Origin of the sequence: Janibacter sp. HTCC2649 (assembly GCF_000152705.1) — a bacterium.
Classification (GTDB): domain Bacteria; phylum Actinomycetota; class Actinomycetes; order Actinomycetales; family Dermatophilaceae; genus Knoellia.
Genome location: NZ_CH672413.1, coordinates 626097 through 639594, shown reverse-complemented (window position 1 = coordinate 639594; position 13498 = coordinate 626097). Strand labels below are relative to the sequence as shown.

Sequence of the window (13498 nt, the reverse complement as noted above, 5' to 3'; positions counted from 1 at the left end):
CATGCGACTCGGAGTGAATCTCGGCTACATGGGCCTCTCGACGAGCCACGACATGCTCACGCTCGCGGCCGAGGCAGATCGGCTCGGTTACGACTCGGCGTGGGTTGCCGAGGCCTATGGAAGCGACGCGGTGAGCTTCCTGGCGTGGATCGGCGCGAAGACCGAGCAGATCGGGCTCGGCTCGGCCGTGATGCAGATCCCGGCCCGTACCCCCGCCATGACGGCGATGACCGCCGCGACGCTGGATCACCTGTCCGGAGGGCGTTTTCGCCTCGGCCTCGGTGTCTCGGGCCCTCAGGTCAGTGAGGGCTGGCACGGAGTCCGGTTCACGAAGCCCCTGGGTCGCACCCGTGAGTACGTCGAGATCGTGCGGCAGGCGCTGTCGCGCCAACGCGTGGAGTATGCCGGCGAGCACTTCACGTTGCCGCTTCCGGATGGTCCCGGCAAGGCTCTCAAACTGACGATCGCGCCCACGCAGAAGAACCTGCCGATCTACCTTGCAGCGGTCGGCCCCAAGAACCTCGAGCTCACCGGCGAGATCGCCGACGGTTGGCTCGCCATCTTCTTCTCGCCCGAACACTCCGGTGACATCGTCGAGTCGATCGCGACCGGCCGTCGCGCGGCCGGCAGGGGCACCGAGGAGAACCCGCTCGACGGGTTCGACATCGTGCCCACCGTGCCAGTCGTCGTCACCGACGAAGTCGAAGCGGGGGCTGCGGCCGTCGCGGCATACTCCGCTCTCTACATCGGCGGCATGGGCTCGAAGGAGAAGAACTTCTACAACCAGCTCGCCTGCCGCATGGGCTTCGAGGAAGAGGCTGCGCGTGTCCAGGAGCTCTTTCTGGCCGGTCAGCACCGGGATGCGGCAGAAGCCGTGCCCTTCGACTTCATCGACGCCACCTCGCTCATCGGTCCGCCGGCCCGCATCGCCGAGCGCATCGGTCGCTACGCCGAGGCGGGTGTCACGACACTCGGCGTCGCGCCGTTCGCCCTGACCATCGAGGAACGCCTCGAGACCCTGCGGGTCATGTCCGAGCTCGTCCCGTCCACTCCTGAGGAAGTTCCCGCTCCGTGATCCCCACCATCGACGTCTCTGTTGAACTCAGCTACTTCCAGTCCGTCGTCCTCGGCATCGTCGAGGGTCTCACCGAGTACCTCCCGGTCTCGTCCACGGGCCACCTCACGATTGCCGAGAAGCTCCTCGGTCTGCCGGTCGACGCAGATGCGATCACGGCATACACGGCCCTGATCCAGATCGGCGCGATCGCGGCGACGTTCACCTACTTCGGCAAGAAGATCCTGCGTCTCCTTCTCGCCTGGGTGGGTGGACTGCGCAGCGCGCAGGCGCGCGAGCACCACGACTACCAGCTGGCGTGGGCGGTCATCGTCGGCTCCATCCCCGTCGTGATCGCAGCGCTGTTGTTCAAGGACCTCATCTCGGGTCCGCTGCGCAACCTGTGGGTGGTCGCCGCGGCGCTCATCGCCTGGAGCGCGGTCATGTGGGTCGCCGAGCGACGGCACGACGTCCTCGCGAAGTCGGGTGTGGCTCGCGGTGAGGACGCCCTGACCATCAAGGACGGCCTGATCATCGGTCTCGTGCAGTGCTTCTCGCTCATCCCCGGTGTCTCACGCTCGGGTGCGACGATCTCGGCGGGCCTCATGCGGGGCATCGACCGGGTCACGTCGACGGAGCTCTCCTTCTTCCTCGCGATCCCGGCGCTGACGGGAGCGGGGCTCTACGAGACCCTCGGCAACCTCGACGCACTCGAGACCCTCGGCATCGGCCCGATCATCACCGGCATCGTCGTGGCATTCGTCGTGGCCTACGCGTCCATCGCCTGGCTGTTGAAGTTCGTGCAGAGCAACTCGCTCATGTCGTTCATCGCCTACCGCGTCGTGCTGGGGTCCTTCATGATCCTGGCCCTCGGCGCCGGCTGGATCACCGCGACCTGACCCACGAACGGCGCGGACCTCAGAGCCACTTCACCTTCTTGAACGTGGCGAAGAGGGTCGCGCATGCAGCCACCATGACGCCAACGACGATGAAATAGCCGTAGTGCCAACGGAGTTCGGGCATGTTGTCGAAGTTCATCCCGTAGATGCCGGCGATCATCGTGGGCACCGCGGCGATGGCGACCCACGCCGAGATCTTGCGCATGTCCGAGTTCTGCTGCACCGAGATCTTGGCGAGGTTGGCGCTGAGGACTGACGTGAGCAGCCCGTCATAGGACTCGATCCGGTCCGCCACGAAGTGAAGGTGGTCGTCGACGTCGCGAAAGAGCAGGCGGAGCTCGTCGTCGGGGACCGGTGAGCGCGGGCTGGTGTGCAGCATGCGCAGCGGTGTGATGAGCGGAGTGATGGCTCGGCGGAACTCCAGGACCTCGCGCTTGAGCCGATAGATCGTGTCCGACGAGACGAGGCCCTCGGAGAAGACCGCCTCCTCGATCTCGTCGACGTCTCGGGCGACCTCGACGTCGATCTCGGTGTACTGGTCGACGACGCGGTCCATGACGGCGTGCAGGGCCGCCATCGGCCCGAGGGCGAGCTTGGCCGGGTCGTCCTCGAGCCCTTTGCGAACTCCCGCAAGAGGGCTGAGCTCGCCCCGGCGAATCGTCAGGACGAAGTGCTGTCCGACATGGACCATGAGCGCGCCGGTCTCGATGTCGGACGTGGCCTCGACGTAGCTCAAGGTCTTGAGGACGACAAACACGTTGCGACCGTAGAGCTCGATCTTCGCGCGTTGCCTTCCGCTGACGGCATCCTCGATCGCGAGGGGGTGCAGACCGAGACCAAGCTCGTCATTGACGTGCTCGAGCTCGGCCATCGTCGGGTCCTTGAGGCCGATCCAGAGGAAGTCGGTACTCGACCCGGCAGCCCGCAGGATGTCGAGTTCATCGCTCAGATCGCCGCACGATCCGCGCTTGCCGTCCCGATACAACGCCTTGTCGATGATCACGCGCGTCATTGTTGCCTACAGTGGGCGCCGTGGCACTGCTCCTGCTCGTTCGACACGGGCACTCAACGGCCAACGCCGACTCCGTCCTCGCGGGCTGGAGCGAGGGTGTTGGTCTCACTGACCGTGGGCGCACCGACGTGGGCCGCCTCGCCGCCCGTCTGGCCGACGCCGGCACGGAGGTTGCGCGACTCGTCACCAGCCCCCTTCAGCGCTGCCGCGAGACTGCCGGCCTGCTGCTGCCGGACGCGACCGCCGAGATCGTCGACGACCTGGGGGAGTGCCACTACGGTGCGTGGACCGGCCGCCCGATTGCCGAGCTCACGTCAGAGCCGCTGTGGCGCACCGTGCAGGACGACCCGGCGTCCGCCCGTTTCCCGGACAGCGACGTGTATGCCGCAGAGTCCCTTTCCGAGATGGCGGCCCGCATCGTGGCGGTCGTGAACCGCATCGACGCCGAGGTCGAGGCCGAGCGCGGGCCTGATGCCATCTGGGTCGCGGTGAGCCATGGCGACCCCATCAAGGCCGTCATTGCCGATGCCATGGGTGCGGGCCTGGGTGGCCTGCAGCGGGTGCACGTCGACCCTGCTTCCGTCTCGGTCATCCGCCGTACGGGGGAACGGTCGATGGTCATGGCCGTGAACTCCTCCGGTGGCGCCATTCGGCCGCACCAGAAGTCCGCGGCGGTTGTCCCGGCAGGTGACGCCACCATCGGCGGAGGAACGGGCTAGAGTCGTTGTTGCAAACAATGTGCAACAAGCACGGTCGTTCACGATCGTGCTCGGCGACTTCGGAAGGCTTCTCGGCATGCACGTTCCTGATGGGTTCCTCGACGCACCCACCTCGATCGGCACTGCCGTGGTTGCGGTTGCTGGCGTCTCCCTGGCCCTGAGCCGGGCCCGCCGCGAGCTGGATGACCGCACAGCGCCCCTGGCCGGTCTCGTCGCGGTCTTCGTCTTCGCGGCCCAGATGCTCAACTTCCCCGTAGGAGCGGGCACCTCGGGCCATCTCCTCGGCGGAACCCTCGCCGCGGTCCTCGTGGGTCCGTGGACGGCAACGCTCTGCCTGACCGTCGTTCTTGCGGTGCAGGCCCTGCTTTTCGCCGACGGCGGCATCACGGCTCTCGGAACCAACGTCACTCTCATGGCGCTCGTCGGGGTGTGGACCGGGTGGCTCGTCTTCGTCGGCCTGCGTCGCGTCGCGCGCGGCTACGGGCTCAAGGCCGTTCCTGCCCTTGCGGGTGGGGCGGCCTTCGTCTCGGTTCCCGTCGCTGCGCTGGCCTTCACGGCCCTGTATGCCGTGGGCGGGCGCGCGCCGATCCCGCTCGGTGAGCTCGTCACGGCGATGGTGGGCTGGCACACCGTCATCGGCCTTGGCGAGGGCGTCATCACCCTGCTGGCCGTCGGGAGCATCATCGCCACCCGGCCCGACCTCGTCCACGGAGCACGTGGGCTGGTCGAGACCCGACAGCTCGAGATCCGGACGGAGGCGCACGCATGAGCCTCGCGTCCCGACGCCGGATCTCAACCACGCGCCTCGTCGTCACGGGTCTGGTCATCTGCTTGGTGCTCGCTGGCGTCGTCTCCCTGTGGGCCTCTGGCCATCCCGATGGTCTCGAGTTCGTTGCCAAGCGGCTCGGCTTCATCGACTCCGCAGGACGGCACGCGTCCGATGGCTCACCCTTCGCCGGCTACGGCACGGCGGGCGTCGACAACGCTCGTCTGTCCGGGGGACTGGCCGGCCTTGTCGGTGTCGTCGTCGTGGCACTGATCTCCTTCGGGCTCATGTATTTGCTCCGTCGCCGCGGCTCACGCGACGACGACTGAGATGGGCGCCGAGCTCGGCCCTCACCTCCACGTCGACGGGGACTCCGTCGTCCACCGGCTACCCGCCCACGTCAAGCTCGTTGGCCTGGTGACCTTCGTGCTGTTGGTCGTGGCGCTGCCGCGCGATGCCCACGTGGCGCGCCTGGTGATGCTGGCAGTCGCGGCAGCGGTGGTCGTCACGACGAGGGTTCCGCTGCGTCATGTGGCGGCCCGCCTCGTCGTCGAGACGCCCTTCGTCGTCTTCGCTCTCGTCCTGCCCTTCGTGGCGACCGGTCCGGCGATGGAGGTCGGCCCCTTCACCGTGTCGCGCGACGGGGTCGAGGCCAGCATCGCCCTGCTCCTCACCGCGACGACGAGCGTGCTCATGGCCGTGGCGTTCGCGACGACGACGTCCAGCCGTGACCTCGTGCGCGCCCTGCAGCACCTCCGGCTACCGGACCGCCTCGTCCAGATTCTCGCGTTCATGGTGCGATACCTCGGTGTTGTCGGATCGCAGGCCCAGCGCATGAAGGTCGCCAGGGAGTCACGGGCCTTCACGGCGCGGTCGGTGCGCTCGTGGCCGGTCATCGCCTCGAGTGCAGGGGCCCTGTTCATCCGCAGCTACGAGCGCGGCGAGCGCGTGCACCTCGCAATGATGTCTCGCGGCTACAACGGACGGATGCCGGTGACCGATCCACTGCACGCTCATCGAGGTGACTGGTCGCGTGGCCTCGTGCCCGCGACCCTCGCCCTCGTCGCACTCATCACGGTGCACGTCCTGTGAGCACTCCCGTTCTCGACATCCGCGGCCTGGCCTTTGCCTATCCCGACGGCCATCAGGCGCTCTTCGGCGTCGACCTCCACGTGCATCGCGGCGAACGTGTCGCTCTGCTCGGACCCAACGGCGCCGGCAAGACAACCCTCGTGCTCCACCTCAACGGGATCCTCGAGGCTGGTGCGGGCAGTGTCAGCGTCTCGGGGTTGCCCGTCGTCCGTGAGAACCACCTCGAGATCCGTCGCCGGGTGGGCATCGTCTTCCAGGACCCGGACGACCAGCTCTTCATGCCCACGGTGCGCGACGACGTCGCCTTCGGGCCGGCCAACCTCGGGCTCCGCGGCCCAGAGCTGGAGAGTCGCATCACCGCCGCCCTCACGGCTGTCGGCATGCTGGAGTTCGCCGACCGGGCGCCGCACCACCTGTCCTACGGTCAACGCCGACGCGTGGCCATCGCGACCGTCCTCGCGATGGAGCCCGAGATCCTCGTCCTCGACGAGCCCTCGTCCAACCTCGACCCCACCTCGCGGCGCGAGCTCGGCGAGCTGATCCAGTCGCTCGACGTCACCGTCCTCATGGTCACGCACGATCTCGCGTTCGCACTGCAGCTGTGTGAGCGATCGGTCATCCTCTCCGACGGGATCGTCGCCGCCGACGGCGTCACCCGAGCGATCCTCGACGACAAAGCCCTGCTCGCGCAGCACCGCCTGGAGCTGCCGTGGGGCTTCTCGGGTTAGTCTGCGCGCATGGCGATCAGTGACTTCGACCCGCCTGAGCGCTTTGTCGCCGGCACCGTCGGCCCTCCCGGTGGCCGCACGTTCTTCCTGCAGGCACGTGGGGGAGGCCGACTCGTCTCGGTGTCGATCGAGAAGGTCCAGGTGAGCATCCTCGCCGATCGGATCTCGGACCTGCTCGACACCATGGGCGGCCTTGCCGGTGCAGCGTCAGTGGCCGAGCACCTCGTCGACACCGACGCCCTTGAGACTCCGATCGAGGACGAGTTCCGCGTCGACACCGTGAGCCTTGCCTGGGACGAGGACCGTGCGAGCATCGTCATCGAGTGCCATGACAGCGACCCTGAGGAGGCTCTGCCGAGCGACACCGTCCGGGTCGTCCTCGACCCGACGACTGCGCGCGCCTTCGCGAAGCGGTGCCAGGCCATCGTCCAGGCCGGCCGACCGCCGTGCCCCTTCTGCGGTCAGCCGCTCGACCCCGAGGGGCACATCTGCCCCCGGTCCAACGGCTACAAGCGCTAGATCGTGGTCACCGAGGTCGAGCTGCTGCTCGAGTCCGGAGAGGTCGAGCCGCTCGGGCGGATCGTCGAGTCCTCCAACGGCGCCGTCCTCGTGCGGGTGACCCTCGACGAGGACTCACGGCTCGCGATCCACAAACCCGTCGCCCTCGAACGCCCCCTCTGGGACTACCCGGACGGGACGTTGGCTGGAAGGGAGCGGGCGGCATACCTGATCAGTGAAGCCGGAGGCTTCGGTGTCGTTCCGCCGACCGTCCTGCACGAGGGCCCGTGGGGTCTGGCGGCCACGCAACAGTGGGTCGGGGAGCCGCACACAGCACCGGACCTCGTCGTTGACGTCGTCGCCCCGGGCGAGGTCCCCGAGGGGTGGCGTGAGGTGCTCCGTGGCGAGACGCCCGAGGGCGAGGAGGTCGTCGTCGCTCACGCGGTCGAGCCCGGCGTGCGCACCGCTGCTGTCTTCGACGCGCTCATCAACAACTCCGACCGCAAGGGCGGACACCTCCTGCGCATCAACGGGACCGTCTGGGGCGTCGACCACGGGGTGAGCCTCGGGGTCGAGCCCAAGCTGCGGACCGTCCTGTGGGGTTGGGCCGGCGAACCGCTCGCCAACGAGGACCTCACGCGGCTCGAACGCGTCCGTGACGCCCTGTCGGAGGGTGATCTCGCGCAGCGTCTCTCTGCCCTGCTCACTGCCGACGAGGTCGCCGCCCTGCGTGCCCGGGCCGATCACCTGCTCGTGGACCGGCGGCATCCACTGCCGCTGCCGGGGTGGCCGGCCATCCCGTGGCCAGCGATGTGACCCCTGCGCCGTAGGCTTCCTCCGTGATCTCGTGGCCGCCTCCGTTCCTGCCCGCCATCCCCGGAGACGGGCTGGCCCTTCGCCTGCACGACACCAGTTCCGGTGAGCTGCGCGAGGTCGTCCCCGGGGAGGTCGCCCGGCTCTACGTCTGCGGCATCACCCCCTACGACGCGACCCACCTCGGGCACGCCGCGACCTACGTCGCCTTCGACCTTGTCGGTCGCGTCCTGCGCGACAACGGCCACGAGGTGCACTACACGCAGAACGTCACCGACGTGGACGACCCGCTGCTCGAGCGCGCCAAGCGTGACGGCATCGACTGGCGCGACCTGGCCGTCGCCGAGGCGGACCTCTACCGCGAGGACATGACGGCCCTGCAGGTCATCCCGCCCCAGGACTACATCGGTGTCGTCGAGGCCCTGCCCGTCATCGCCGACCTGGTGCGGCGCACGATCGAGAGTGGCGCGGCCTACGAGCTGCCCAACGACGAGGCCGAGGGGCCCGACCTCTACGTCGACCTCTCTCACGTCTCCGGCTTCGGCAAGGTGTCCGGTTGGACGCGCGAGCAGATGCTGACCGTGTTCGCCGAGCGCGGAGGTGACCCCGACCGTCCGGGCAAGCGCGACGTCCTCGACCCGTTGCTGTGGCGCGCTGCTCGTGACGGTGAGCCCTCGTGGGAGTTCGAGGGCCTGCCGGCCGGTCGGCCCGGTTGGCACGTCGAGTGCACGGCCATCGCCCTTGACCGCCTCGGCGTCCCGATCGACGTCAACGGCGGCGGTTCTGACCTGATCTTCCCGCACCACGAGATGACCGTCGCCCAGGCGAGCGCCATCGGCGTCGACGACTACGCCCGGCTCCACGCCCACGCCGGCATGGTCGGTCTCGATGGCCACAAGATGAGCAAGTCGCGCGGCAACCTCGTCCTCGTCTCCAAGCTTCGCGCGGACGGAGTCGACCCCATGGCCATCCGCCTCGTCCTGCTCGCCGAGCACTACCGCTCCGACTGGGACTACACCCCCGAGCTGCTCACCGTGGCCCAGACCCGCCTCGAGCACTGGCGTGAAGCCCTGTCGGTCAACACCGCGCCCTCAGCGGACGAGACCGTGGCCGCGATCCGCGCCGCCCTCTCCGACGACCTTGACGCACCTCGCGCCCTCGCTGCCATCGACGTCTGGGCCGACAAGACGCTGTCGACCGGCGGCGACGAGCAAGCCGCGCCCGGCGTGCTCGGCCGCGCCCTCGACGCCCTCCTCGGCATCCGCGTCTGACCGCCCCCGGCCGCGGACCCGCTTTGCGCGCGAGGCGCTGGGCTCGCCTGAGGCGGCCCCTCGCGTTGCGCGTGAGGCGCCAGCCGACCTCCGGCACGCGCGCGACGTTCCCGGGTCACGTCGCCTCACGCTGTCCACGCGCGCAGTCCTCCGGTCGGACGCACCTCCCGTGCAACGCCATGGGGCCTTGTCAGTCGTCGGTGCCGCGTTTGCGCAGGTAGCGCTCGAACTCCTTGGCAATGGCGTCTCCGCTGGCCTCGGGGAGCTCAGCCGTGTCCTGGGCCTCCTCGAGCGACTCGACGTACTCAGCCACCTCTGAGTCCTCGGAGGCGAGGGCGTCGAGGCCGTTCTCCCAGGCTCGGGCGTCGTCGTCGAGGCCTTCGTGATCGATGGTTCCGTCGAGGAGCTCCTCGAGCCGGGACACGATGGCGCGGGTGGCCTTGGGCGAGGGCGTGTGGTGGGCGTAGTGCGGAACGGCGGCCCACACCGAGATGGAGCTGATCCCCACCTGGATGGCCGCGTCCGAGATGACACCGACGATGCCGGTCGGACCCTCGTAGGTGCTGGCCTCGAGGTCGTGACGGTGACGCGTGTCCTCGCTGTCCGACGTCACGGTGACCTGGATGGGGCGAGTGTGCGCGACATCGGCGAGGAGCGCGCCGAGCGTGATGACTGTCGTGACGTCGGCGGCCTGGGCAAGCTCCATGATCTCGATGGCGAAGGACCGCCAGCGGAAGGACGGCTCGACCCCCTGGACGAGGATCACATCGCGCCCGAGCGAGGTGTTGGTCGCCACGAGGATGCGTGTCGTGCGCCAGCTGATCCGTCGTTGACCACCCTCGGAGACGACGCGGGGCCGGTTCACCTGGAAGTCGTAGTAGTCCTCGGGGTCCAGTGCTGCCACCGGCTCGGCGTCCCAGAGCTGGGCCAGGTGCTCGATGACACCACTGGCTGCTTCACCGGCGTCGTTCCAGCCCTCGAAGGCCGCGATCAACACGGCATTCTCCAGTTCGGGCAGGTCGTCCAGCTCGATCAACGCGTCCTCCTCGTAGGTACGACTCCACCCTATTCGTACACTCGGCGCATGACGTTGCCTGCGGCGGTTCTCTGGGACATGGACGGGACGCTCGTCGACACCGAGCCCTACTGGATTGCGGCAGAGCACGACATCGTCGAGGAGCACGGGGGCGTCTGGTCCGACGAGTACGCGCACCAGCTGGTCGGCAACGACCTCATGGTGAGCGCGGTGTTCATCCGCGACAACTCACCGATCACCTGGGAGCCCGAGCGGATCATCGAGGAGCTGCTCGTGCGCGTCACCGCACAGGTGCGCGAGCACGTGCCGTGGCGTCCCGGTGCCCGCGAGCTGCTCGCGTCCCTCGTCGAGGCCGGAGTGCCCAATGCGCTGGTCACGATGTCGTGGCGCTCGCTGGCGGTTGCCGTCGTGGAGGCACTGCCGGAGGGCACGTTCACCGTGTTGATCACCGGCGACGAGGTTGAGCACGGCAAGCCGCACCCCGAGCCCTATCACGCAGCCGCGCGCATGCTCGGTGTCGAGGCGCGCGAGTGCATCGCGATCGAGGACTCGCCGACGGGGGTGCGTTCTGCGGTTGCCGCGGGCGTGCCGACGATCGCCGTCCCTCACGTCGTGCCGGTGCCGATCACCCGGGGCGCCGTCCAGCTGCCGAGCCTGCGAGGTCTCACCCCGCAGGATCTCGTCTCAGTCGTCGCCGACGAGCGCCTCGCCGGTGACGCTCGGGTCGAGGACGATGCGGCCGGCGTCGGCGGGTAGTGGCGGGGGAGTGCCACCCCACTCGGGGCAGAACTCCTTGAAGTCGCACCAGTCGCACAGCTTGGACGCGCGCGGGCGCCAGTCGCCCGTCTCGCTGGCGCGCACGATCGCCTGCCACACGGCCTGCACGTTGCGCTCGAGCCCGAGCAGGTCGTGTTCGTCGGGTTCGTAGCGCACGATCTCGCCGTTGCCCAGGTAGACGAGCTGGAGCAGCTTGGGTATGACGCCGCGCTGGCGCCACAGCACCAGGGCGTAGAACTTCATCTGGAACAGGGCCTTACCCTCGAACGCCTCCCGCGGCGACCGGCCGGTCTTGTAGTCGACGACCCGCATCGACCCGTCCGGCGCGATGTCGAGGCGGTCGACGTAGCCACGCAGGGTGAGGCCGTCGACCTCGGTCTCGACATAGAGCTCACGCTCGGCCGGCTCCAGCCACTGGGGGTTCTCGAGGGTGAACCACCGCTCGACGAGGGCGCCGGCAGCGGTGAACCACCCGTCCTCGGTGAGGGTCTCGTCGTCCTCGATCATCGTGGCCAGCTCGGGGCGCTCCTCGACGAGGCTCGCCCAGCGTGGCTGCAGCAGCGCCAGCGCGGCCTCCGGGGTGCGCTCGGCCGCGGGCAGCTCGAAGAGGTGCTCGAGGACCTCATGGACCAAGGTTCCGCGAGCTGCTGCGGGAGAGGGCGGGCCATCGAGCTTGTCGATGGTCCGGAAGCGAAACAGCAGGGGGCACTGCTTGAAGTCCGCTGCGCGGCTCGGAGACAGTGCGGGAGTCATGGACGACACGGTATGCCGTCGCGCCGACACCCCTACACGCCTCACCTCCCAGCCCCCAACCGCGACTTCGTGCCCGAGACGACAACTCGCTGGCGCTCGCCGTCCGTCGCGGGCACGAAGTCGACGATGGTCAGGCGGCAAGGACCTGGTCGTCCGAGCCCACCGGCACCGTCGTTGTGGGTACGGCCACCGAGCGGCGCAGGGCTACGCGAAGGCGCCACGCGGCATACACCGCAAGCGCGCTGATCGCGATGTGGAGGCCGAGGAAGCCGGTTGTGAGGCCGGCACCGAGGAGGACTCCGGCGACGAGCGGTCCGAGCGCCGAGAAGGTCGTCTGCAGTGCAGCGAACGTCCCCAGGGTCTGGCCGACCATCCCGCGCGGTGCGAGGGAGGCAGTGAGCGGGCTGAGGACCGGGCTGTACATCGTCTCGCCGACGGCGAAGATGCCATAGGTCGTCACGAACAGTGCTGAGGCGACCCCGGGAGCGAACTGTGCGGTCGAGAGCACCAGCCAGGACAGGACCCAGATCCCACCGACCGCCATGAGCAGTGTCGGCGCGCTCCGCTTCGCCGTGAGGCGCACCACGATGACCTGCAGCACGACGATGACGAGTGCGTTGACTGCCGCAGCCGTCCCGACGGTGGACGTGTCGACATCGAGGGTCGTGAGCGCATAGGCGGGCAGGCCCGACTCGAACTGGGCGTAGAAGCCGAGGGCGAGCGCCACCGTGATGACGGCGGTCCACCGCAGCGCGGGCGTGGCGAAGATGGCCCGCATCGACTCGATCGGACTCGTGGGCTGGAGCTCGGAGGAGGCGGTGAGGTCGCTGCCCTCGTGGCTGATGGCGCCTCGTCCGGCGAGACCGATGATGAGCGACGAGATCGCGAAACCGGCTGCGGCAGTGAGGAATCCGACGTCCAGCCCCTGAGGTGCGCGCAGATCGACGAGGTGCCCGGCCACGTAGGCACCGGCAGCCATGCCGAGAGCCTCGCCCGTGAACTTGTAGGCGAAGGTGCGGCGGCGGTCGTTGCTGTCGACCCAGCGCAGCACGAGGACCTGCTTGGCCGGAACGGCTGCGGTCAGGCCGAGGCCGAAGACGAACATTCCGCCGAGGAAGACGGCGGCCGAGTCGGCGAACACGAGCGAACCCACGCCCACGGCGCCGAGGAGCTGGGCGAGCACCGCGACGGCGACCGGGTTGAAGCGGTCGCTCAGCCGACCGGCGATCGGCGCAGCCACGAGCGCCCCGACCGAGAAGAGGGACGATGCCGCAGCGGCGACGAGCGCACCCCACCCGCGGGTGTCGGCGGCATACGCGTACTGATACGGCAGGACCGCACCCCAACCGAGCATCCCGATGGACGACGCGAGGATGAGGAGCTTGGCGCGCATGACGAAATCACACCCTTCAGGTGTTGGGAGAGGACCGATCGTGGTCCGGAGGGTTTCGAGGTCGAAAAGTTCGAGGTCGAACGTTCGATATCGAAATATTAGCAAACGAAGAACGCCGTGCGACACTCGGTTATGCCCAAACGCCAACGATCGGCCGCGCAACAGCACCGAGATGCCGTGGCGGCCTACGTCGCAGCAGGTGGCGAGGAGTCGGTCCAACGGGTCATCACAGCGGTCTACGGCGTGACCAAGAAGCTCGACCAGTGGTACGCCCGCCAGCTCGCGGACCTCGATCTCACCCAGGGGGAGTGGGCCGTCGTCGCAGCCCTCGCCAAGGCCGGTGAGGAGTGCCTCACGCCGAGCCAGCTCGCCGAGCTCACCAGCGTTGCGCCGTCATCCATGACGCATCGGCTCGACAAGATGTCCGAGCGTGGCTACGTCCAGCGCCGGCCCGACGCGGACAACCGCACCCGCACCCTGGTCTCACTCACACCGGACGGATGGCAGGTGTTCACCCAGTCGATCCGTGAGTCCGACGTCGTCGAGAGCGACGTCCTGCGCGGGCTGAGCGCCGACGAGCGAGGCGAGCTCGCCCGCCTGCTCGAGGGCGTCATCGCCCACCTGGACGACGTCGACGCCTGATCGCGCCCAGACCTCGACGCCTGACCTCAGGGCGCGATCGTCGGC

At 68.7% G+C, this 13498-nt stretch carries 16 protein-coding genes; 12 read left to right on the top strand and 4 right to left on the bottom strand.

Annotated elements, in window-relative coordinates; all coding sequences use genetic code 11:
• Position 1 precedes the first annotated feature (1 nt).
• Positions 2–1075, top strand: coding sequence for an LLM class F420-dependent oxidoreductase (locus JNB_RS03075; RefSeq protein WP_009774938.1), 1074 nt, complete (start codon positions 2–4; stop codon positions 1073–1075).
• Positions 1072–1953 carry an undecaprenyl-diphosphate phosphatase gene (locus tag JNB_RS03070; RefSeq protein WP_009774937.1) on the top strand — a complete coding sequence of 294 codons (882 nt, stop codon included), beginning with the start codon at positions 1072–1074 and terminating at the stop codon, positions 1951–1953. The genes JNB_RS03075 and JNB_RS03070 overlap by 4 nt, the downstream gene beginning before the upstream one ends.
• Positions 1954–1972: 19 nt before the next feature.
• On the opposite strand, the gene JNB_RS03065 is transcribed toward JNB_RS03070, so the two are convergent.
• Positions 1973–2965: a magnesium and cobalt transport protein CorA gene (locus JNB_RS03065; RefSeq protein WP_009774936.1), complete on the bottom strand. Its 993-nt coding sequence runs from the start codon at positions 2963–2965 to the stop codon at positions 1973–1975.
• A 20-nt stretch (positions 2966–2985) separates the two neighbouring features.
• Between JNB_RS03065 and JNB_RS03060 the strand changes: the two genes are divergently transcribed.
• The 8 genes from JNB_RS03060 to mshC all read left to right on the top strand — a co-directional run bounded on the left by JNB_RS03060 (position 2986) and on the right by mshC (position 8852).
• Positions 2986–3684, top strand: coding sequence for an MSMEG_4193 family putative phosphomutase (locus JNB_RS03060; protein ID WP_040884139.1), 699 nt, complete (start codon positions 2986–2988; stop codon positions 3682–3684).
• 76 nt (positions 3685–3760) lie between these two features.
• Positions 3761–4453 carry an energy-coupling factor ABC transporter permease gene (locus JNB_RS03055; protein ID WP_040884137.1) on the top strand — a complete coding sequence of 231 codons (693 nt, stop codon included), beginning with the start codon at positions 3761–3763 and terminating at the stop codon, positions 4451–4453.
• Entirely contained in the window at positions 4450–4779 is a 330-nt protein-coding gene (locus JNB_RS21625) for a PDGLE domain-containing protein (RefSeq protein WP_009774933.1), read from the top strand. Before JNB_RS03055 ends, JNB_RS21625 begins: the two co-directional genes overlap by 4 nt.
• A gap of 1 nt (position 4780) precedes the next feature.
• Positions 4781–5542: a cobalt ECF transporter T component CbiQ gene (cbiQ, locus tag JNB_RS03045; protein ID WP_009774932.1), complete on the top strand. Its 762-nt coding sequence runs from the start codon at positions 4781–4783 to the stop codon at positions 5540–5542.
• Positions 5539–6270, top strand: coding sequence for an energy-coupling factor ABC transporter ATP-binding protein (locus JNB_RS03040; RefSeq protein ID WP_009774931.1), 732 nt, complete (start codon positions 5539–5541; stop codon positions 6268–6270). The genes cbiQ and JNB_RS03040 overlap by 4 nt, the downstream gene beginning before the upstream one ends.
• Positions 6271–6279: 9 nt before the next feature.
• Positions 6280–6789, top strand: a complete 510-nt coding sequence (locus JNB_RS03035; RefSeq protein ID WP_009774930.1) for a DUF3090 domain-containing protein — start codon at positions 6280–6282, stop codon at positions 6787–6789.
• Positions 6790–6792: 3 nt separating this feature from the next.
• The gene (locus JNB_RS03030) at positions 6793–7584 is read left to right on the top strand and encodes an SCO1664 family protein (protein ID WP_009774929.1); all 792 of its coding nucleotides are present in this window, start codon (positions 6793–6795) and stop codon (positions 7582–7584) included.
• 23 nt (positions 7585–7607) lie between these two features.
• On the top strand, positions 7608–8852 hold the full coding sequence (gene mshC, locus JNB_RS03025; protein WP_009774928.1) for a cysteine--1-D-myo-inosityl 2-amino-2-deoxy-alpha-D-glucopyranoside ligase: 1245 nt from the start codon (positions 7608–7610) through the stop codon (positions 8850–8852).
• Between the two features lie 190 nt (positions 8853–9042).
• Here the strand turns inward: mshC and JNB_RS03020 are convergent, their stop codons facing one another.
• Complete coding sequence (locus JNB_RS03020; RefSeq protein ID WP_009774927.1) at positions 9043–9888, bottom strand: PAC2 family protein; 846 nt, start codon at positions 9886–9888, stop codon at positions 9043–9045.
• Positions 9889–9936: 48 nt separating this feature from the next.
• On the opposite strand from JNB_RS03020, the gene JNB_RS03015 reads away from it, so the two are divergent.
• Positions 9937–10644, top strand: coding sequence for an HAD family phosphatase (locus JNB_RS03015; RefSeq protein WP_009774926.1), 708 nt, complete (start codon positions 9937–9939; stop codon positions 10642–10644).
• Here JNB_RS03015 and JNB_RS03010 read toward each other — a convergent pair.
• On the bottom strand, positions 10573–11418 hold the full coding sequence (locus JNB_RS03010; RefSeq protein ID WP_009774925.1) for a PD-(D/E)XK nuclease family protein: 846 nt from the start codon (positions 11416–11418) through the stop codon (positions 10573–10575). The two genes, JNB_RS03015 and JNB_RS03010, sit on opposite strands and share 72 nt — an antisense overlap.
• A gap of 130 nt (positions 11419–11548) precedes the next feature.
• Positions 11549–12811, bottom strand: a complete 1263-nt coding sequence (locus tag JNB_RS03005) for an MFS transporter (protein WP_009774924.1) — start codon at positions 12809–12811, stop codon at positions 11549–11551.
• 132 nt (positions 12812–12943) lie between these two features.
• On the opposite strand from JNB_RS03005, the gene JNB_RS03000 reads away from it, so the two are divergent.
• A complete protein-coding gene (locus JNB_RS03000) occupies positions 12944–13453 on the top strand; it encodes a MarR family winged helix-turn-helix transcriptional regulator (protein WP_050766566.1) in 510 nt (169 codons plus the stop codon).
• Positions 13454–13498 lie beyond the last annotated feature (45 nt).

Excerpts from the sequence above, each read along its gene's own strand:
- JNB_RS03075 (WP_009774938.1), top strand. The coding sequence starts at position 2 with ATGCGACTCGGAGTGAATCTCGGCTACATGGGCCTCTCGACGAGCCAC.
- JNB_RS03065 (WP_009774936.1), bottom strand. The coding sequence starts at position 2,965 with ATGACGCGCGTGATCATCGACAAGGCGTTGTATCGGGACGGCAAGCGC.
- JNB_RS03055 (WP_040884137.1), top strand. The coding sequence starts at position 3,761 with ATGCACGTTCCTGATGGGTTCCTCGACGCACCCACCTCGATCGGCACT.
- JNB_RS21625 (WP_009774933.1), top strand. The coding sequence starts at position 4,450 with ATGAGCCTCGCGTCCCGACGCCGGATCTCAACCACGCGCCTCGTCGTC.
- cbiQ (WP_009774932.1), top strand. The coding sequence starts at position 4,781 with ATGGGCGCCGAGCTCGGCCCTCACCTCCACGTCGACGGGGACTCCGTC.
- JNB_RS03035 (WP_009774930.1), top strand. The coding sequence starts at position 6,280 with ATGGCGATCAGTGACTTCGACCCGCCTGAGCGCTTTGTCGCCGGCACC.
- JNB_RS03015 (WP_009774926.1), top strand. The coding sequence starts at position 9,937 with ATGACGTTGCCTGCGGCGGTTCTCTGGGACATGGACGGGACGCTCGTC.
- JNB_RS03010 (WP_009774925.1), bottom strand. The coding sequence starts at position 11,418 with ATGACTCCCGCACTGTCTCCGAGCCGCGCAGCGGACTTCAAGCAGTGC.
- JNB_RS03005 (WP_009774924.1), bottom strand. The coding sequence starts at position 12,811 with ATGCGCGCCAAGCTCCTCATCCTCGCGTCGTCCATCGGGATGCTCGGT.
- JNB_RS03000 (WP_050766566.1), top strand. The coding sequence starts at position 12,944 with ATGCCCAAACGCCAACGATCGGCCGCGCAACAGCACCGAGATGCCGTG.